18 protein-coding genes are annotated in these 19,004 nt (G+C 33.2%); 12 read left to right on the top strand and 6 right to left on the bottom strand.

Features of this window, described 5'->3' with window-relative positions:
- Positions 1-15 precede the first annotated feature (15 nt).
- The 3 genes from ISP73_02870 to ISP73_02880 are packed head-to-tail and all read left to right on the top strand — an operon-like array spanning position 16 to position 3,046.
- Positions 16-1,236 carry an insulinase family protein gene (locus ISP73_02870; protein ID MBL6657529.1) on the top strand — a complete coding sequence of 407 codons (1,221 nt, stop codon included), beginning with the start codon at positions 16-18 and terminating at the stop codon, positions 1,234-1,236.
- A complete protein-coding gene (locus ISP73_02875; GenBank protein MBL6657530.1) occupies positions 1,236-1,880 on the top strand; it encodes an O-methyltransferase in 645 nt (214 codons plus the stop codon). The genes ISP73_02870 and ISP73_02875 overlap by 1 nt, the downstream gene beginning before the upstream one ends.
- Positions 1,862-3,046: a proline dehydrogenase family protein gene (locus ISP73_02880; GenBank protein ID MBL6657531.1), complete on the top strand. Its 1,185-nt coding sequence runs from the start codon at positions 1,862-1,864 to the stop codon at positions 3,044-3,046. The genes ISP73_02875 and ISP73_02880 overlap by 19 nt, the downstream gene beginning before the upstream one ends.
- Here the strand turns inward: ISP73_02880 and ISP73_02885 are convergent.
- The 4 genes from ISP73_02885 to ISP73_02900 are packed head-to-tail and all read right to left on the bottom strand — an operon-like array spanning position 3,043 to position 6,611.
- Positions 3,043-3,423 (bottom strand): DUF4258 domain-containing protein, encoded by a 381-nt coding sequence (locus ISP73_02885; GenBank protein MBL6657532.1) that lies wholly within the window; start codon positions 3,421-3,423, stop codon positions 3,043-3,045. The genes ISP73_02880 and ISP73_02885 overlap by 4 nt on opposite strands.
- Positions 3,423-4,634: an alanine dehydrogenase gene (locus tag ISP73_02890; protein MBL6657533.1), complete on the bottom strand. Its 1,212-nt coding sequence runs from the start codon at positions 4,632-4,634 to the stop codon at positions 3,423-3,425. Before ISP73_02890 ends, ISP73_02885 begins: the two co-directional genes overlap by 1 nt.
- Positions 4,627-5,043: a tRNA (adenosine(37)-N6)-threonylcarbamoyltransferase complex ATPase subunit type 1 TsaE gene (tsaE, locus tag ISP73_02895; GenBank protein MBL6657534.1), complete on the bottom strand. Its 417-nt coding sequence runs from the start codon at positions 5,041-5,043 to the stop codon at positions 4,627-4,629. The genes ISP73_02890 and tsaE overlap by 8 nt, the downstream gene beginning before the upstream one ends.
- A gap of 5 nt (positions 5,044-5,048) precedes the next feature.
- Positions 5,049-6,611 carry a bifunctional response regulator/alkaline phosphatase family protein gene (locus tag ISP73_02900; protein ID MBL6657535.1) on the bottom strand — a complete coding sequence of 521 codons (1,563 nt, stop codon included), beginning with the start codon at positions 6,609-6,611 and terminating at the stop codon, positions 5,049-5,051.
- Positions 6,612-6,658: 47 nt separating this feature from the next.
- On the opposite strand from ISP73_02900, the gene ISP73_02905 reads away from it, so the two are divergent.
- The 7 genes from ISP73_02905 to ISP73_02935 are packed head-to-tail and all read left to right on the top strand — an operon-like array spanning position 6,659 to position 14,945.
- Positions 6,659-7,891, top strand: coding sequence for an HD domain-containing protein (locus ISP73_02905; protein MBL6657536.1), 1,233 nt, complete (start codon positions 6,659-6,661; stop codon positions 7,889-7,891).
- Positions 7,892-7,905: 14 nt separating this feature from the next.
- The gene (gene lpxD / locus ISP73_02910) at positions 7,906-8,943 is read left to right on the top strand and encodes a UDP-3-O-(3-hydroxymyristoyl)glucosamine N-acyltransferase (protein MBL6657537.1); all 1,038 of its coding nucleotides are present in this window, start codon (positions 7,906-7,908) and stop codon (positions 8,941-8,943) included.
- A complete protein-coding gene (locus tag ISP73_02915; GenBank protein MBL6657538.1) occupies positions 8,944-10,326 on the top strand; it encodes a bifunctional UDP-3-O-[3-hydroxymyristoyl] N-acetylglucosamine deacetylase/3-hydroxyacyl-ACP dehydratase in 1,383 nt (460 codons plus the stop codon).
- 5 nt (positions 10,327-10,331) lie between these two features.
- Positions 10,332-11,111, top strand: a complete 780-nt coding sequence (lpxA, locus tag ISP73_02920) for an acyl-ACP--UDP-N-acetylglucosamine O-acyltransferase (GenBank protein ID MBL6657539.1) — start codon at positions 10,332-10,334, stop codon at positions 11,109-11,111.
- Positions 11,112-11,115: 4 nt separating this feature from the next.
- The gene (gene efp / locus ISP73_02925; GenBank protein ID MBL6657540.1) at positions 11,116-11,682 is read left to right on the top strand and encodes an elongation factor P; all 567 of its coding nucleotides are present in this window, start codon (positions 11,116-11,118) and stop codon (positions 11,680-11,682) included.
- Positions 11,683-12,282 carry a ribonuclease HII gene (locus ISP73_02930; GenBank protein ID MBL6657541.1) on the top strand — a complete coding sequence of 200 codons (600 nt, stop codon included), beginning with the start codon at positions 11,683-11,685 and terminating at the stop codon, positions 12,280-12,282.
- Between the two features lie 29 nt (positions 12,283-12,311).
- Positions 12,312-14,945: a hypothetical protein gene (locus ISP73_02935; GenBank protein ID MBL6657542.1), complete on the top strand. Its 2,634-nt coding sequence runs from the start codon at positions 12,312-12,314 to the stop codon at positions 14,943-14,945.
- Positions 14,946-14,947: 2 nt separating this feature from the next.
- Here ISP73_02935 and ISP73_02940 read toward each other — a convergent pair whose 3' ends face one another.
- Both ISP73_02940 and ISP73_02945 read right to left on the bottom strand, forming a co-directional pair.
- Positions 14,948-15,811 (bottom strand): glucosaminidase domain-containing protein, encoded by an 864-nt coding sequence (locus tag ISP73_02940; protein MBL6657543.1) that lies wholly within the window; start codon positions 15,809-15,811, stop codon positions 14,948-14,950.
- Entirely contained in the window at positions 15,793-16,686 is an 894-nt protein-coding gene (locus tag ISP73_02945; GenBank protein MBL6657544.1) for a pyridoxal-phosphate dependent enzyme, read from the bottom strand. The genes ISP73_02940 and ISP73_02945 overlap by 19 nt, the downstream gene beginning before the upstream one ends.
- A gap of 50 nt (positions 16,687-16,736) precedes the next feature.
- Between ISP73_02945 and ISP73_02950 the strand changes: the two genes are divergently transcribed.
- Together ISP73_02950 and ISP73_02955 are read left to right on the top strand one after the other, a co-directional pair.
- The gene (locus tag ISP73_02950) at positions 16,737-16,922 is read left to right on the top strand and encodes a hypothetical protein (GenBank protein ID MBL6657545.1); all 186 of its coding nucleotides are present in this window, start codon (positions 16,737-16,739) and stop codon (positions 16,920-16,922) included.
- On the top strand, positions 16,919-18,919 hold the full coding sequence (locus ISP73_02955; GenBank protein ID MBL6657546.1) for a urocanate hydratase: 2,001 nt from the start codon (positions 16,919-16,921) through the stop codon (positions 18,917-18,919). Before ISP73_02950 ends, ISP73_02955 begins: the two co-directional genes overlap by 4 nt.
- The last annotated feature ends 85 nt before the right edge of the window (positions 18,920-19,004 follow it).

Consider the following 19,004-nt stretch of genomic DNA (forward strand, 5'->3'; position numbering starts at 1 on the left):
TCAATAAAGTTCAGAATGCACTTCTATCACCAATTGGCAAATGGAATTCGTATTGTTCACAAAAAGACCAATAGAGCAGTAGCTCATTGCGGATTGATTATTAAGGGTGGCTCAAGAGATGAACAAGAACACGAGCAAGGTCTGGCACACTTTATTGAGCACGTTATATTCAAAGGCACACACAAAAGAAAAGCTTTTCATATACTAAGTCGAATGGAAGATGTTGGTGGCGAAATAAACGCTTTCACCACTAAAGAAGAAACGTGTATTCATTCCTCATTCATTCCAAAATATTACGAACGCTCATTAGAACTACTTAGCGATATAATTTTCAATTCTAGTTTCCCTAAAAAAGAATTGGAAAAAGAGAAAACAGTTGTTTTAGATGAAATCAATTATTACAAAGACAATCCATCAGAATTAATTTTTGATGAATTTGAAGAGCAAATGTTTGGAAATCATTCATTGGGAAAAAATATTTTAGGAACTCCAAAACACATAAATTCTTTTGATAAAAATATGATTAACGAGTTTATTAAAAGAAATTACCTCACTCATGAAATAGTTATAAGTTCAGTAGGAGATATTTCTATGGATAAGTTAATTTCATTAGCGGAAAAACATTTTTCTTATATTCCTAAAAGTCAAACTGATAGAAATCAAATAGAATTTTCTAACTATAAAAAAAAGCAAGTCACTTCTAATAAAAAAGGCTTTCAATCGCATTGTATTATTGGCAATGTAGCTTATGGTGTAAAACACCCTAAAAAGACTCCATTAACACTTTTAAATAATATTTTGGGCGGCCCAGGAATGAACTCAAGGTTAAATTTAGCGATACGAGAAAAATACGGCTTTACATACTCAATTGAGTCTAATTATACTCCTTACAGTGATATAGGTATATTCTCAGTTTATCTGGCCTCAGACACGGATAAAATTAATAGAAGTATAAAGCTGACTAAAAGAGAACTCATAAAATTATGTGAAAAACCGCTTGGTACTTTACAACTCAAAAAAGCTAAACAACAATTGATTGGTCAAATAGCTATAGGTCAAGAAAATGAAGTAAATTTGATGTTATCGCTAGCAAAAAGTGTTTTACTTTACAATAAAGTTGATACTTTTGAAATCGTAAAAGAAAAAGTGGAAGCGGTAAGCTCTACACAAATACTTGAAGTGGCAAATGAAATTTTTGATGAAGATAAACTCTCACATCTGATTTATAAAGTATAATGGAATTTTTACCTAAAAACATCGACGACTACGCCTGTAGTCATACTCAAAATGAAAGCCCTATCTTATCTGAACTCAATAGAGAAACATGGGCAAAAGTATTAATCCCCAGAATGTTGTCAGGACATCTACAAGGGAGAGCATTGAGCATGTTTAGTAAGATGATTCAACCACGAGTAATTCTAGAGATTGGAACATACACAGGCTATTCTGCTATTTGTTTATCTGAAGGCCTTAAAGAAGGTGGTAAACTCTACACAATAGATATTAATGAAGAGCTTGAGTCAATGTCTTCTTCTTATTTTGAAAAAGCAGGAATAAAAGACAATGTAAAGCAATATGTAGGAAATGCATTAGAAATAATCCCTACTCTTAATGATAGCTTTGATTTAGTGTTCATTGATGCTGATAAAGAAAATTACTCCAACTACTTTGATATTGTTATTGATAAAATACCAGTTGGTGGTTTTATCATTGCAGATAATGTATTGTGGAGCGGAAAAGTAGCTGAAGATGTGAAAGAAAATGATTCTGAAACAAAAGCATTGATAGATTATAATACCAAAATTCAACAAAGTGAAAGAGTAGAAAATTTGCTTTTGCCAGTAAGAGATGGTTTAATGATATGTCAAAAAGTAAAATGAGTAAAGTTTCTTTCGATAACACAGAAATAGCTTTTAAGTCTAAATCCACATCTGATTTACAAAAGTCCTATTGGTTATTTAAGTTAGTTAGCAATAATGCATTAGTGAAATTAGGACCAACTCTACTAAATATTGCATTCTTCCTTAGATTACCCATTAAGTCTATCATCAAAAACACCATTTTTAAACAATTCTGTGGTGGCGAATCAATAAAGGACTGTGAAGAACGTATTCAATCACTAGCAATATATAATGTCCAGACTATCCTTGACTATTCCGTTGAAGGCGAAAGCAATAAAGAAAACTTTGATTTAACTGCTAACGAAATTATCAAAACTATTGAGCGAGCTAAAGAGGATGAAAATATCCCTTTTGCTGTCTTCAAAACTTCAGGTTTAGCCCGAATAGAATTATTAGAAAAAGTAAGTTCGAACATATCATTAAACGAAAATGAAAAAGAAGAGTTTAAACGTTTAAAAGAAAGAGTGAAAAGCATTTGTCAAAAAGCATTTGATTTTGATGTTCGAATTTTTATAGATGCCGAAGAGAGTTGGATTCAAAATGTAATAGACGATCTAGCAATTTCTATGATGAGAACGTATAACACTGACAAAGCCATAGTTTATAATACTCTTCAAATGTACCGATGGGATAGAATAGCCTTTTTGAAGCAATCATATGCGGATGCTGAAAATGGGAACTACTTTTTAGGACTAAAAATTGTTAGAGGGGCTTACATGGAAAAAGAGCGTGAGCGGTCTTCTGAATTTGGGTATTCCTCTCCTATTCAGAAAGACAAAAAAAGTTGCGATCAGGACTATGACTTAGCCCTAGCCTACTGTATAAATCATATTGATAAAATTGCACTTTGTGCTGGCACTCATAATGAAAAAAGCTCCTTGAAATTAATTGATTTAATGAGAGAAAATAATATACTGAAAGATGATAAAAGGGTTTATTTTTCTCAACTTTTAGGCATGAGTGACCACATCAGTTTTAACCTTGCTAATGAGGGCTTCAATGTGGTAAAATATATGCCGTATGGACCTGTTAAACTTGTGATGCCATATCTCATAAGAAGAGCTCAAGAGAACACTTCTATTTCTGGACAAACAGGTAGAGAACTGAGTTTAATAATTAAAGAGAAAACTAGGAGAGCTACCTAATTACAAGAGCATGTATCTTCACCTAAGGAAAAGCTTTTAAGCTTCACTTTATCCTCACACAGTTCAAAAGACACTTCAAGTTCGTCTTTTTCTACCAAGTAAAGTTTGCAAGGTGTAGTATTTTTATCACTCAAATCAAAGTTAACTTCTCCTCCTTCAAAAACATCTAAAACATCGGCTTGTTCAACATCTAAGCATTCCATTAAACATTGAGCCTCATTACTAAAGTAAATGGTGTCTTGATTGAGATGGTAAAGCACTCTATAATCTAAACTAAAATATTGGGTGTATTCTGTAAACCTGCCTGGAAAGGCAAATCTAATTATCATAACTCCAAGAAGAATACCAAAGAAAAAGATTCCGAAACGTCTGAACATTAAATACTGGCTATAATTAAATTAATCTCTTTATAATTTAGGTTGAACCATTGACCAACCATCTTATTTGTTAAAATTCCTTTGCAAATATATACCCCCTGACGCAACCCTACATCAGATGATATAACATTATCTAATCCTCCAAAATCTCCAATTCTTAGTATAATTGGAGTAAGTAAATTACTTAATGAATAAGATGCTGTTCGAGCTACTCTAGACGGAATATTTGGTACGCAATAATGAATAACGCCATACTTTTTAAATGTAGGCTTAGCATGATTAGTCAGTTCCGATGTTTCAAAGCAACCACCTTGATCAATACTTACGTCAATAATTACAGCACCATCTTTCATATCACTAACCATTTCTTCAGTTACCACACATGGTGTTCTTTTGTCTCCAGATCGTAAAGCACCTATAACAACATCGGCACGCTTTAGTGCCTTTGATAGAACTTTCGGCTGAATAATAGAAGTATAGACTCTAGTATTTAAGTCATTTTGCAGTCTTCTCAATTTCGATAATGAATTATCAAATACTTTCACTGATGCTCCAAGCCCCATTGATGAACGGGCAGCAAACTCACCAACAGTACCTGCGCCTATTATTACTACCTCTGTTGGCGTAACTCCAGCAATCCCACCCAGAAGCAAGCCTTTACCATCATTAGCATTACTCAGGCATTCTGACGCGATGAGCACAGAAGTATTACCAGCAATTTCACTCATAGAACGAATTAAAGGCATCATTCCTGAGTCATCTTGAATAAATTCGTAGGCCAGGCAAGTAATCTTTTTTTCAATCAATCGATTAATAAATTCTTGATTTCTAGTAGTAATCTGTAAGGCTGAAATTAATGTTTGCCTTCCTTTCATTAATTCTATCTCTTCTAATGTAGGTGGCTCAACTTTTAAAATGATATCTGCTTGATAAATTTCTTTTGTATCGAAAATTATTTTTGCTCCAGCTTCGCTGAATTCGTTATCAGAAAAGTTTGCCCCTTCTCCAGCAGTAGACTCTATAAGGACCTCATGCCCGTGACTAACTAACAGTTGAACAGCATCAGGCACAATAGCAATTCTGCTTTCTTGAAAAGCAATTTCCTTTGGCACTCCAATGAATAACGATTTGGATTGTTTTTTAATCTCCAATTTTTCCTCTTGCGGCAAGAGATTGCCACTTCCCAACGATGAAATACTAGTACTAGTCATTTAATGATAGTTTTATAATTCTTTTTTCTTCTTCAACTTCAATATAAATACTATTAAAATCAGCTGGCAGTAAGTCGTCAATAACCGTTGGCCATTCAACAAAACAATAGGATGAATCGTTAAAGTATGTGTCTAATCCTATATCAATTGCTTCTTGCCTATTGTTTAAGCGATAAAAGTCAAAATGATAAACAGTCTGATTTGATTCACTAATATACTCATTTACAATTGAAAAAGTCGGGCTTTTCACTACATCAATCACTTTTAGATGTTTACAAAGCAATTTTATGAGAGTAGTTTTACCGGCTCCCATTTCGGCATAAAAAGCTAATTTTCTAGAAGAACATTCATTGAGAATTTCTCTACTTATTTCATCTAAGTCTACAAGGTTTTCACAAATCCATTTCATTTTTCTTACTTGGATGACAGCGTTATAATAGGAATAATCATTTCCTCTAAGGAAATGCCTCCATGCTGAAAGGTTTCTTTATAATGGTTGACGTAATGATTATAATTATTGGGGTACGCAAAGAAGTAATCTTCTCTTGCAAAAATATATTTACTACTCATATTCACTATCGGCAAAAATACATTTTTAGGCTGATTTATTTCAAATACTTCTTTTGAATCATACTTCATATTTCTGCCCAATTTGTACCTCAAATTTGTAGTTAGGTCTTTTTCACCCAATACTTTAGTTGGTTTTTTTACTAAAACCGTTCCGTGATCAGTAGTAACTACTACTTTTGAATTATTATTCGCAATAAAAGCAAACATATCTTTTAGTGGAGAATACTCAAACCAAGACGTTGTAAGTGACCTATATGCTGCATTGCCTTCGGCAAGCTCTTTTATAACCTTCATGTCAGTTCTAGCATGAGAAAGCATATCAACGAAATTGTACACAATAACGTTAAGATGGTTATTCATAAGGTTTTGCATATTATCTACCAACCTTCGTCCAGCGTCAATATTAGTAATCTTGTTATAGGATACTTTTAAATGAGCTTTACCTAAACGTCTCATTTGAGCTTCTAAAAACTCCTTTTCAAATAAATTTTTACCACCCTCATCGGTATCATTTTTCCACCAGTCTTTGTGTTGCTGTTCCATTTCCAAAGGAAGTAATCCAGAGAAAATAGCATTTCTAGAATACTGGGTAGCAGTTGGTAAAATACTGAAGTACAACGACTCATCTTGAATTCTGAAATCATTCATAAGACTTGGCTGAATCATTTTCCACTGGTCGTATCTAAGGTTGTCAATAACAATAAAAAAAGTGGTTTTATCTTCGTTTAATTCAGGCAATACTGAATGTTTGAAAATCTGATGTGACATTAACGGTGAATTTTCTGAAGAAGAAAACCACGATTCATAGTTTGATTTAATAAACTTGAAAAACATAGCATTTGCTTCAGATTTTTGCATTTCAAGAATTTGCTTCATACTATCATCTCCCGACTTTTCAAGTTCCAACTCCCAAAAAGTGATTTTTTTAAATAACTCTTCCCACTCTTCAATAGACAGATTTCCACCAAGTTTTATGCCAATATCTCTAAATTCCTTTTGATAATCTGCATTGGTTTTTTTTGAAACAAGTCTATCACTGTCAATATGTTTTTTGATAGACAATAGAATTTGATTGGGATTAACTGGCTTAATTAAATAATCAGAAATTTTAGACCCAATAGCCTCTTCCATAATGCTTTCTTCCTCACTTTTTGTAATCATTATTACTGGAAGATTAGGACGCTTATTTTTTAATTCTAATAATGTTTCAAGTCCTGATAATCCAGGCATATTTTCATCAAGAAAGACTAAATCAAAATGATTGCCATCCAATAATTCAATTGCTGACACACCATTATTAGCAGTTTGAATGGAGTACCCTTTTTCTTCCAAAAACATAATGTGAGGCCTCAAAAGGTCAATTTCATCATCTGCCCACAGAATCGTTATCTTATCATTAAAATTCATATCTTCAACGAGATTTATAAAGGATTAAAATTACAGTTATTTTTTAAATGAAGAAGTCATCAAAAATCATAAACGATCCATTGTATGGTTTTATTAGCTTAAAGGGTGGAATTATTTTAGACCTAATAGAGCATCCCTATTTCCAACGACTCAGAAGAATTTCTCAACTCGGCTTAACTAATATGGTTTACCCAGGCGCAAATCATACGCGTTTTCATCATGCATTGGGAGCAATGCACCTTATGCACAAAGCCATACAAGTTTTAAGATTTAAAGGAATTGAAATATCGGTTGAAGAAGCAGATGCAACAAAAATTGCAATACTTCTTCATGATATTGGACATGGACCTTTTTCTCATGCATTGGAGAACAGTATTGCCGAAGATATTTCTCATGAAGAGTTGTCTTTAATTTTTATGGAAAAATTGAACCATGAATTTGAAGGTAAATTAAATCTTGCTATTAGCATTTTCAAGAACCAATACTCCAAAGCATTTTTGCATCAGTTAGTATCTAGCCAATTGGATATGGATAGGCTAGATTATCTTAACAGAGATAGTTTTTATTCTGGAGTACAAGAAGGAATTATTGGTGCCGAACGTATAATAAATATGCTTAATGTTTTTGAAGACAATCTTGTTGTAGAAAGTAAAGGCATTTATTCTGTAGAAAAATTCCTCATTGCTAGACGTCTTATGTATTGGCAAGTATACTTTCATAAAACTGTAGTTTGTGCAGAACAAATTCTTATTAAAATTCTTAAACGAGCTAAAGAGTTAAGTAGAAATGATGTTGATTTAGCTTGTAGTTCATCACTAAAAATATTCTTATATAAGAAAGTTTCTACTTCAGACTTTATAAATAACTCTGGTATATTTTCTGCTTTCACTGCTCTTGACGACTACGACATCTACTCAGCCTTAAAAGATTGGCAGCATCATTCTGACAAAATTTTATCTTCACTTTCAAAGTGTATTGTTAATAGAACACTATTTGAAGTAAAATTAAAAGACAAGCCATTAACCAATTCTAAAATTTCTGAATTCAAAAAAAATATTTCTAAAAAATATGCGTTGGATGAAGGAGAAATTGATTATTTTTTCATTTCAGGTGAAATTACGAATAGTACATACAGGCTAAATGATTCAGATATTAACATTATTTACAAAGATAAACGAGTTGAAGACTTGATATCATCGGCAGATAAATCCACTATTTCAGCATTGACCAAAAACGTTAAAAAATATTTTTATTGTCTTCCAAAAGACTTGCATATTTAAAATAGATTTACAGAATGAAATTTACAGTAGGAGAAATTGCTGAAATAATAAAAGGAAAAGTTATTGGTGATGAACAAATTATCATCCGTTCTCTTTCAAAAATTGAAAGCGGAAATGAAGGCAGCTTAACTTTTTTAGCAAATTCTAAATACAACCATTTTCTTTCGTCGACTAAGGCAAGTGCTGTGATTATAAGCACTGATTTTGATTTCGAAGAGGAAAATATTTCTACAACCTTGATTCAAGTTGATGACCCTTACCAAAGTTTTGCGCAAGTTCTAAACGAGTTCAGTAAAGAGCAACATTCAGAAGTAGGAATTCATAACTCTGCAGTTCTTGATAAGAGAACTTTAATCGGTGCCGACACTTTTATTGGTCCGAATGTTAATATTGGCAAAGATTCTATAATTGGAAATAGCGTGAAAATTTATGCTAATTGTAGCATAAGTAATAATGTCAAAATTGGTGATAATACCATTATTTATTCAGGTGTAAATATCAATTCATTCTGTGAAATAGGTAATGAATGCATCATTCAGTCAGGAGTTATCATTGGGTGTGACGGATTTGGTTTTGCTCAAAACAATGATAATGAATATACCAAAGTTGCTCAGATAGGAAACGTAATAGTCGAAGATAAGGTAGAAATCGGCGCAAATACTACAATTGATAGAGCTACACTAGGCTCAACAATCATACGTTCAGGAGTAAAATTAGATAATCTAATACAGATTGCTCACAATGTAGAAATTGGTAAAAATACTGTTATAGCTGCGCAGTCAGGAATTGCAGGGTCAACCAAAATTGGAGAAAATTGTATGATTGGAGGCCAAGTGGGTATTATTGGTCATTTAGAGATTGGCAATAATGTTAAAATCGCCGCTCAGTCAGGAATTTCGTCAAACATAAAAGATAATGATATTGTTCAAGGCTCCCCGGCCTTTTCTATTTCTGATTACAAAAGATCGTATGTGTACTTTAGGAAACTACCTCAAATGAGTTCCCTTTTAATCAAAATAGAAAAAGAGTTAAACAATCTACTCAATAAATAAATGCCAGAATTCCAAAACACCATTTCATCTCAAAATACACTAAAAGGAGTTGGACTTCATACTGGCCTAATGACAAACATTAGATTCAAGCCAGCTTCAGAAAATAATGGCATATGCTTTATCCGAACAGATTTGGAAGGACAGCCTGTAATTGCTGTTAACTTATCTAACTTTCACGAAACCAAACGAAGCACACAATTAAAGTCTGGCTCTGCTAGTGTACAAACAACAGAACACTTGTTAGCTGCTATTAGAGGGCTTGAGATAGACAATCTTATAATTGAGATTGATGGTCCAGAATTACCAATACTTGACGGAAGCGCTAAACCATTTGTAGAAGCTCTCCAAACATGTGGAATTCAAAAACAAAACATCAATAGAAGAACATTTAAAGTCAATAAAAAAATTTATTTTAAAGACGAAGACACTCAAAGTGAATATACTCTTGAGCCCTATGATGGCTTCAAAATTGATGTTACAATTGACTATAATTCCAAGGTTTTACCCAAATCCGAAGCAAATTTAAATTCAATTGATGAATTCGTAAATGAAATTTCTTCTGCTCGAACTTTTGTATTTTTACATGAGATACAAAGCCTATTTAATAACGGATTAATAAAGGGCGGAGACTTAAGTAATGCAATAGTTTTTGTTGAGGATGAAGTAAATTCTAAAGAACTTTTTAAATTAGCGGATATATTTAAGAAAAAAGATATATCAGTAAAAGAAGAACAAGGAATTTTAAATAATGTAGATTTATACTACGAAAATGAACCGGCTAGACACAAATTATTAGATGTCATTGGAGATCTTGCATTGATGGGCATCTCTATAAAGGGGCATCTTAAAATTTCAAAACCTGGCCATAAATCAAATATAGCATTTGCAAAAAAAATTATGGAGATTATGAAAACTGAAGCACCATTTTATGACATTAACAAAACTCCAGTAAAAGACATATTTCAAATCATGGAGATTTTACCTCATAGGCCTCCATTTCTTTTGATTGACAAAATTATGGATTTAAGCGAAACACATGTTGTTGGGCTTAAAAACGTAACCATGAACGAAGAATTTTTCCAAGGGCACTTTCCAGGTGCTCCTGTGATGCCAGGCGTATTATTAATCGAAGCTATGGCTCAGGCTGGGGGTATACTAATTTTAAGTACTGTATCAGATCCAGAAAATTACTTAACCTATTTCATGAAAATTGATAAAGTTAAGTTCAAGCAAAAAGTACTACCTGGTGACACCGTGATATTTGATTGCAAACTTATAACTCCAATAAGAAGAGGTATATGCCATATGTTTGGACAAGCATATGTAGGGGAAAAGCTAGTTATGGAAGCTGAGCTAATGGCTCAAATAAAAAAAGTAAAATAATTTAAATGTCTACAAATCTCAAAGATATTCACCCAAATGCTACAATTGGGGATAATGTCACTATTGATTCATTCACAACAATACATGAAGACGTAGAAATCGGCGAAGGCACTTGGATTGGCTCTAACGTTACGATAATGAATGGAGCAAGAATTGGAAAAAATTGTAAAATTTTTCAAGGAAGTGTAATCTCAGCTATACCTCAAGACTTAAAATTTGGAGGAGAAGACAGTGTAGTTACAATTGGTGACAATACTACCATCAGAGAATGTGTGACAATTAATAGAGCAACTAACTACAGCGGGGTAACATCGGTAGGTAATAATTGCCTAATAATGGCATATGTACATATTGCTCATGATTGCCATATAGACGATTATGCTATTTTAGTAAATAGTGTCCAATTAGGTGGTCATGTTGAAATTGGAAAACATGCCATTATTGGAGGAATTAGTGCTGTCCATCAGTTTGTAAAAATTGGTGAATACTGTATGGTATCAGGGGGTTCGCTAGTAAGAAAAGATGTTCCACCATACATCAAAGCTGCAAAAGAACCTCTTACTTTTATCGGCATTAATTCTATTGGACTTAAGCGTAAAGAGTTTGCAGAAGAAAAAATCAATGAAATTCAAAATATATACAGGGTCATATTTCAGGAAAACTTCAATTATACCCAAGCTATCGAAAAAGTTGAAAGTGAGTTTACCCCTTCAATTGAAAGAGATTCAATCATTAGCTTCATAAAAGAATCGGAAAGAGGCATTGTAAAAGGACAAAAAAAATAATTTTATGGCATCTACATCAGACTTTAGAAACGGACTATGCATCAAACACAATAATGACTTGTGGCAAATTGTTGAATTTCAACACGTAAAACCAGGAAAAGGACCGGCATTTGTTCGTACAAAACTGAAAAACTTAACAAATGGTAGACGTCTTGATAATACCTTTACTGCAGGAGTGAAAATTGATATCGTTAGGATTGAAAATAGAAAACATCAGTTTTTATATGCAGATGGTGACTCTTATCATTTCATGAATACCGACAACTACGAACAAGTATTTTTAGATAAAGCATTAATCAATGCCCCAGACTTCTTAAAAGAAGGCGAAAATGCTGACATCTTATTTCATGCAGATGAAGAAAAAGTTCTAGGATGCGAATTACCAGCATCAGTTGTTTTAGAAGTGACCTATACTGAACCAGGGGTAAAAGGCGATACTGCGACAAACACTCTTAAGCCATCAACAGTTGAAACTGGAGCGACAGTAAATGTTCCTCTATTCATTAACATTGGCGATAAGATAAAAATAGACACAAGAACAGGAGCTTATTCAGAACGAGTAAAAAGCTAAATGTTAAAACCTTTTTATAAAAAAGGACTGATTGAAGCCGGTTGTGACGAAGCCGGAAGAGGGTGTTTAGCTGGACCCGTTGTTGCAGCTTCGGTGATATTACCGCCCAAAATAAAGCTAAAAGGCCTCAACGATTCAAAACTTTTAAGTCACAAAAAAAGAATAGAGTTTGAGCCAATAATTAAAGAGCAAGCTATCGAATGGGCGATTGGCATCGTTGCACCAGAAGAAATAGATGAAATTAATATTCTAAACGCTTCTTTTTTGGCTATGCACAGAGCAATCAATCAACTAAAAACTAAAATTGATTTGTTATTAATTGACGGTAATAGATTTAATAAACACGAAACTATTAAACATGAATGCATAGTGAAAGGTGACTCGAAATTTCTTTCAATTGCTGCGGCTTCAGTCTTGGCAAAAAATTATAGAGATGAAATTATGGTTGGATTAGATAAAAAATATCCGATTTATGACTGGAAAAACAACAAGGGCTATCCAACAAAAAAACATCGGCAAGCAATTTTAGTTCATGGAATTACTGAGCATCACCGAAAAAGTTTTCAATTGATTCCCTTGCAATATGAAATTGAATTTTAATTAAATTTGAATATCATTTTCAAAAAATTATGAAGCATAATAAAAATATAATTTCAATAAGTTTTATACTCCTATTGATTGTAATATTCTTACTCATTTTTCAAAAATATCAAGAACTAAATCAGCTTGAAACCGATGCTGTACAAGCAGTACCAATAAATGCAGCAGTAATTGTAGAAAGTGATAATTGGAGTGCTTCATTCAATGAATTAGAAAACTCAACTATTTGGAATACCATTACACAAAATACTGAGTGGGTGGAATTGGACTCATCCTTAAATGGCATAAAAAGTAAATGGGAAGAATCACTAGAGCTCAAACATTTTTTCGAAAATCAAAAACTATACCTATCCTTTCATCATTCTACTAATTCATACTATTACTTTTTATCTACATCGTGCTCTCAAAATGATATGGATTTCATTTTAGCAAACGACTCCCTAATAGGTACTTATGAAATGAGAGAGTATGATGGAATTGTTATTTACAAACTTTCAAATAATTTAAACTTAAGTTTCCATAAGGATATACTATTTGTCAGTAATTCAGAACTTCTTGTTGAAGATGGTATTCGACAGTTAAATAATAAAATTAGTTTACTAGAAAACACATCCTTTACTCAAGTTCAAAGCACTAAAAGTTCATTTGTAAAAACCCATGTTTACGTAAATTATAAATACTTATCCAAGCTCATTTCACAGAATACATCACTAAGCGATACCGATATTAAATGGGTTAGTCGATGGGCAAGTTGGGCAGAATTAGACCTTGAAATTTCAAATAATGACTTGACTTTTTCAGGCTTTACACTTGTAGAAGATTCCTCATCAAATTATCTCACTTCACTTTTCGGACAAGTAGAACAAAAAATTCAGATAAGTGAAATTGCTCCTAGAAACACCAGTAAAATTCTAGCCTTAGGGATTGAAAACGTAAAAATGTTTTATTCAAACTATAAAGAGTTTCTTGCAAAACACAACAACCTTTATGAACACAATAAAGCAATTAATGACATTAACAGTAAATACAATTTAGACATAGAGAACGCTTTAAATGGTATCGTTGAAAATGAAATGGGACAATTGACTACCCACTCATCATCTGGGAAAAGTGAAAACTATTTATTTTTTAAAACAAAGAAAGAATCCCAAGAAGTTATTACCTTCTTAAGTAAATCTATTGAAGAAAATAATTATTCTGAAGAATATAGAGGATTTAAAATTTCCCAACTCAACATTCCAAACCTATTCAAAAAGTTATACGGCTATATTTTTAAATCTGTAAAAAACAACTACTTTACTTGGATTGAAGGCTTTCTAATTTTCTCTGACTCTCCTGCTGAATTAAAAACATTCATCAACAACTTTTTATCCGAAAAAGTATTGAGTAACAACCCAAGCTTTATCAACTTCAAAGACAAAATCGGAACAAAATGCAATTTCTTAATGTATTCAAACCCTTCTATTTCAAATTGGAATACTACATTAAATAACAACTTAAGTCCTATCATATTAAAAGAAAAATGGACGAATATCAATGGTTACGTTTATCAGTTAAGCTCAAAAAATGAGTTGTTCTACAATAATGTCGTTTTACATTTTGAGGACAACCTACAAGAAGAAAGTCAACTTGATTGGATTGTAGATTTAGATAACACTATTATAAACTCTCCTCAAATCGTTTATAACCATTCCACTAGAAAAAATAACATCATAATTCAGGATGCAAATAAAATCACTTACCTAATAGATGAAAAAGGTAAAGAATTATGGCGAAAAAGTCTTGGTGGCAAAATACTTGATGAAGTCAGTCAAATTGATTTCTATAAAAATGGAAAGCTACAGTACCTTTTCAATACTGAGGACAGTTTATATGTACTAGACCGTCTGGGTAGAAATGTAGAAAACTTTCCTGTCAGCTTAATATCAAAAGCAAAAAGAGGGCATACTCTAATCGATTATGATAAGAATAGAAAATATAGAATATTAGTTCCTTCACAAGACGGCACACTGTATAACTATTCTAAAAGTGGCGAACAGGTAGTAGGCTGGAAATTTAAGGCAATGAAGAACCCTATTACTCACCGAGCAAAACACCTTTCTATTTCAGGTAAAGATTACATATACGCTGTTGATGATGCTGGTAATATAAGTGTTGTTGGCAGAGATGGTAAAAAAAGAGCTAAAGTGGATAAAATCTCGATTACAGATGAATTTTATTTAGATGATAAATTTGGCTATATATATACTTCCGATTCAAATGGAAGTGTTTGGTTAAGCAAACTAGATGGAACTAAAAGTAAGGTTAAAACATCTGAATTAGAATCCCATCAATTTGTTGCTGCAAAGTTCAATGAAGATGAAATGATTGATTTAATTATCTCCGATGGCGATGAAGTTGAATGCTACAACTTAGAATCTAAATTAATGACTTTTGATGTTGCTACGGATAAAACACCTAAAATTTTCAAGCTCAAAGACAAGTCAATACTTGGAATTTCAAGCAACGGATATTGTCACTTATTTTCTTCCGATGAATCACCATTTACCAAAAAACCTCTTTTTGGTGGCGGTGATTTTGAATGTGTTGACTTAGATTTGGACGGAAAAATCAATCTTATTGTTGTCAATGAAAATATTCTAAACAATTACACTTTAGAATAAAATCACCTCAACAATCCTATAGCAATTGTAGGCTTGTAGTTCTTACCATCAACGGTAGTGATGCTTAATCGAACATTAAGTTTCTTTCTTTTTATTGGCAATAAAAAATGTGTTGACAGGCCATAGTTAGTTTTAAACTCAACATTATCTACATTACCTAAAGGAGAAAGAACACCAGATTCAACACCAACTCCAACTCTAGAATTTAGTAAGTAACCACCACCTAGCATTAAACTCAAATCTTCAAATGAGGCTGAAAGACGACTGCTTAAATAAAACTTTTTCTCTTCCTTAACCAGTACATAAGATTGTGTAACAACATCCTCCCAGCCAATAGAGAAGCCGCTATAAAGCGATTTTTCAACATCTGATTCTTTGTCAAAACGACTCAAATTATTGTCTTCAATAATTCTAATAAGGTGTTTTGCATAATCTGGGTTTGTAGCATATCCTGCTTTCTTAAGACCCTTAGCCCATGATTTATAATCGTCTATGTCTAGTTTGAATAAATCAGAGTAGCGATCCTTTAATAAGAATTTAGAATGGTCTTCAAAAGACTCCTCAACATTATTGTATGCCCTAAAGCATTCATCCGACTTATCGTCATCATGAAAGACTTTTTCTCCATCCCAATTAGAGTGGCATTTTATTCCGAAGTGATTATTAGATTTTTTGGCTAGTTCACTATTACCATCTGCACTCTCAAGAATAGCTTGAGCTAATGTAATGCTTGCAGGGATATTATACTTTTTCATTTGAATTACAGCCTCACCTTTATAACGATCAATGTATTCGCTACGACTTATATTTTGAGAAAAAAGATACTGCCCCAAAAACAAAAAAAGTATTAGAAGTCTATTTTCCATCCTTTAGATTTTATACGTTCATTCATGCCCTCAATGCCTTGAGTTCCTCCAGTATGAATAGCTAAAATAGTACTATTTGGAATAATCAAGTCCCTTTTTAGCATGTCAAAAATACCATAAAACATCTTTGCAGTATAAACTGGGTCTAACACAATAGAATGCTGTTCTTTAAATGCATTCATGAATGTAATAAGCTCCTCTGAAATTTTAGCATAACCTCGAAAATGATAATCCGTATTTAATTTCCAATTCTTGGAACTAGCATATTCATTAATGGTTTCAATTAGAAACACCCCGCCTTTTAATGATGAAAACCCTAAAGCAAATTGATTGCCTTTTAATGCGTTAACAATACCAGAAAGTGTACCTCCAGTGCCAACCGGCACACATACAGTATCGAAATCCACATCTTGGAGCATTTCAGCACAACCTTTCACAGCTAATTCGTTCGTCCCCCCTTCAGGCACGATGTATGAATTTTGATACTCTTGAGACCAATCAACACTCTCTTTACGCCTATAATACTCTCGGTCTATAAACTTAAATTTCATTCCAAAACTAGCTGCTCTTTTTAAAGTTGGATTTTGTTTTGAAGACTCTTCACCTCTAATAATTCCAATTGAATTTAGCCCCATACGTTGACAAGCTGAAGCCGTAGCAACAATATGATTTGAAAATGCTCCGCCAAAAGTGACTACAGTATCATTTTTAAGCTCAATAGCTTTACTTAAGTTATACTTTAATTTCCACCATTTATTGCCCATACAATCTGAATCATTCATGTCTTCCCTTTGAACTAAAAGTTTAACGCCTTTAGATGACAATAATGGGGAATGTAACTCAACAATGATTTGTTTTTTATCTTCGGAAAACATCCTCTAATATAAATAATGATTGTTGTAAATTTGTACCTCACAAAAATTTTATGGCAAACTTATCAAATCAGGGTAAACTTTCAGAAGAAGACTTCTATAAAAGCAGTGAGGGTTACATCATTTTTACAGAAAAATACCACCTTAAAAGAGGGTATTGTTGCAAAAGTGGCTGCAAGCATTGCCCCTATGGATATGATAAGAAAACAGACTCTCTAACCAAAGGAAAAAAGAAATGAGCACTTTTAAAGACAGCATACTAGAAGGTATTCCAAAGGAAATTCCATGTAAAAAAGAATTTGAAGCTAGCATTAACCACGCTCCAAAGAGAAAGGATATTCTTAGCATTGAAGAGAAAAAATTAGCCATTAAAAATGCATTAAGGTATTTTCCGAAAGAACAACACGAATTTTTAGCTAAAGAATTCTCTGAAGAGCTAAAGGAATTTGGAAGGATATACATGTATAGATATCGTCCAGATTATGAAATGAAAGCTCGAAATATTGATGATTATCCAGGTAAATCAAATCAAGCAAAAGCCATTATGCTAATGATTCAGAATAATTTGGATTACGCAGTAGCACAGCACCCTCATGAACTCATTACATATGGAGGTAATGGAGGTGTATTTCAAAACTGGGCTCAATACAGACTGTGCATGAAATACCTTGCTGAAATGACCGATGACCAAACTTTAGTTATGTACTCCGGTCATCCCATGGGTCTTTTCCCATCACACAAAGACGCGCCTAGAGTTGTCGTTACCAATGGAATGATGATACCTAATTATTCTAAACCTGACGATTGGGAAAAGTTCAATGCATTGGGCGTAACACAATATGGGCAAATGACAGCTGGCTCTTATATGTACATAGGTCCTCAAGGTATTGTTCATGGCACAACCATTACTATACTTAATGCTGGCAGGAAAATCTGTGATGATGGACTTAGTGGTAAATTGTTCTTAACTGCTGGTCTTGGCGGAATGAGTGGTGCACAACCAAAAGCTGGAAATATAGCAGGATGCATCACTGTAGTTGCTGAAGTCAATCACAAAGCAACACATACTAGGCATTCTCAAGGCTGGGTAGATGAAGTAATTGAAGACCTAGATAAACTGTGTTCTAGAGTAAAAAAAGCTAAAGAAAATAAAGAAGTAGTATCTATTGCCTATCTAGGTAATGTTGTTGAAGTGTGGCAAAAATTCCTAGAAGAAAATATTTATGTTGACTTAGGCTCAGACCAAACATCATTACACAATCCATGGGCAGGAGGTTACTATCCTATGGGATTAACGTTTGAAGAATCAAACCATTTGATGGCAAATGAACCTGAAAAATTTAAAATTGAAATTCAAAAAACTCTTCGACTTCACGCAGATTTAGTGAATAAGCATTCCGAAAAAGGAACCTATTTTTTCGATTACGGAAACGCCTTCTTGTTAGAGTCTTCTAGAGCAGGGGCCGATATTATGTCTGAAGATAAACTCAGATTTAAATACCCATCATATGTACAAGATATTATGGGACCAATGTGTTTTGACTATGGTTTCGGTCCGTTTAGATGGGTTTGTGCAAGTGGAAAAGATGAAGATTTAACTAAAACAGATGAAATTGCATGTCAAGTTTTAGAACGTATTAAGGAAACAGCGCCTGAAGAGATTAAGCAGCAAATGGAGGATAATATCAGGTGGATTAAAAGTGCTGAAGAAAACAATCTAGTTGTTGGCTCTAAAGCACGAATACTTTATGCTGATTCAGAAGGCAGAATAGAAATAGCAAAAGCCTTTAATAAAGCCATAAAAGACGGCATTGTTGGCCCAATAGTTTTAGGAAGAGACCACCATGATGTTTCTGGAACTGATTCACCATACAGAGAAACCTCTAACATTTATGACGGCTCAAGTTTTACTGCTGATATGGCCATTCAAAATGTTATTGGCGATAGCTTCAGAGGTGCCACATGGGTATCCATTCACAATGGTGGTGGAGTTGGCTGGGGAGAAGTTATAAATGGAGGATTTGGAATGCTTATTGATGGTAGTGATGAAAGCGATAACCGATTAAAAATGATGTTGCATTGGGATGTAAATAATGGAATTGCAAGAAGAAGTTGGGCAAGAAACGAAGAATCTATTTTTGCTATTAAACGTGAAATGGAACGAACACCAAAATTAAAAGTTACAATTCCTAATGTAGCAGACAATAAAATTTTAGACTCTTTGGACTTAGAATAGTAATTTTTTGTTACTTTTAGCTGGTGAATGTAACATGAATCATTCTCTAGTCAGAGTTAGTTTTGTCACTACTTAAAACATGAAA

This window comes from Flavobacteriales bacterium (assembly GCA_016779935.1).
In the GTDB taxonomy this organism is placed as follows: domain Bacteria; phylum Bacteroidota; class Bacteroidia; order Flavobacteriales; family UBA7312.

Coding starts and splice junctions, on each gene's coding strand:
- ISP73_02915 (MBL6657538.1), top strand. CDS start 8,944: ATGCCAGAATTCCAAAACACCATTTCATCTCAAAATACACTAAAAGGA.
- ISP73_02900 (MBL6657535.1), bottom strand. CDS start 6,611: ATGAATTTTAATGATAAGATAACGATTCTGTGGGCAGATGATGAAATT.
- efp (MBL6657540.1), top strand. CDS start 11,116: ATGGCATCTACATCAGACTTTAGAAACGGACTATGCATCAAACACAAT.
- ISP73_02935 (MBL6657542.1), top strand. CDS start 12,312: ATGAAGCATAATAAAAATATAATTTCAATAAGTTTTATACTCCTATTG.
- ISP73_02870 (MBL6657529.1), top strand. CDS start 16: ATGCACTTCTATCACCAATTGGCAAATGGAATTCGTATTGTTCACAAA.
- lpxD (MBL6657537.1), top strand. CDS start 7,906: ATGAAATTTACAGTAGGAGAAATTGCTGAAATAATAAAAGGAAAAGTT.
- ISP73_02930 (MBL6657541.1), top strand. CDS start 11,683: ATGTTAAAACCTTTTTATAAAAAAGGACTGATTGAAGCCGGTTGTGAC.
- ISP73_02955 (MBL6657546.1), top strand. CDS start 16,919: ATGAGCACTTTTAAAGACAGCATACTAGAAGGTATTCCAAAGGAAATT.
- ISP73_02905 (MBL6657536.1), top strand. CDS start 6,659: ATGAAGAAGTCATCAAAAATCATAAACGATCCATTGTATGGTTTTATT.
- ISP73_02950 (MBL6657545.1), top strand. CDS start 16,737: ATGGCAAACTTATCAAATCAGGGTAAACTTTCAGAAGAAGACTTCTAT.
- tsaE (MBL6657534.1), bottom strand. CDS start 5,043: ATGAAATGGATTTGTGAAAACCTTGTAGACTTAGATGAAATAAGTAGA.
- lpxA (MBL6657539.1), top strand. CDS start 10,332: ATGTCTACAAATCTCAAAGATATTCACCCAAATGCTACAATTGGGGAT.
- ISP73_02890 (MBL6657533.1), bottom strand. CDS start 4,634: ATGACTAGTACTAGTATTTCATCGTTGGGAAGTGGCAATCTCTTGCCG.
- ISP73_02880 (MBL6657531.1), top strand. CDS start 1,862: ATGTCAAAAAGTAAAATGAGTAAAGTTTCTTTCGATAACACAGAAATA.
- ISP73_02885 (MBL6657532.1), bottom strand. CDS start 3,423: ATGTTCAGACGTTTCGGAATCTTTTTCTTTGGTATTCTTCTTGGAGTT.
- ISP73_02940 (MBL6657543.1), bottom strand. CDS start 15,811: ATGGAAAATAGACTTCTAATACTTTTTTTGTTTTTGGGGCAGTATCTT.
- ISP73_02875 (MBL6657530.1), top strand. CDS start 1,236: ATGGAATTTTTACCTAAAAACATCGACGACTACGCCTGTAGTCATACT.
- ISP73_02945 (MBL6657544.1), bottom strand. CDS start 16,686: ATGTTTTCCGAAGATAAAAAACAAATCATTGTTGAGTTACATTCCCCA.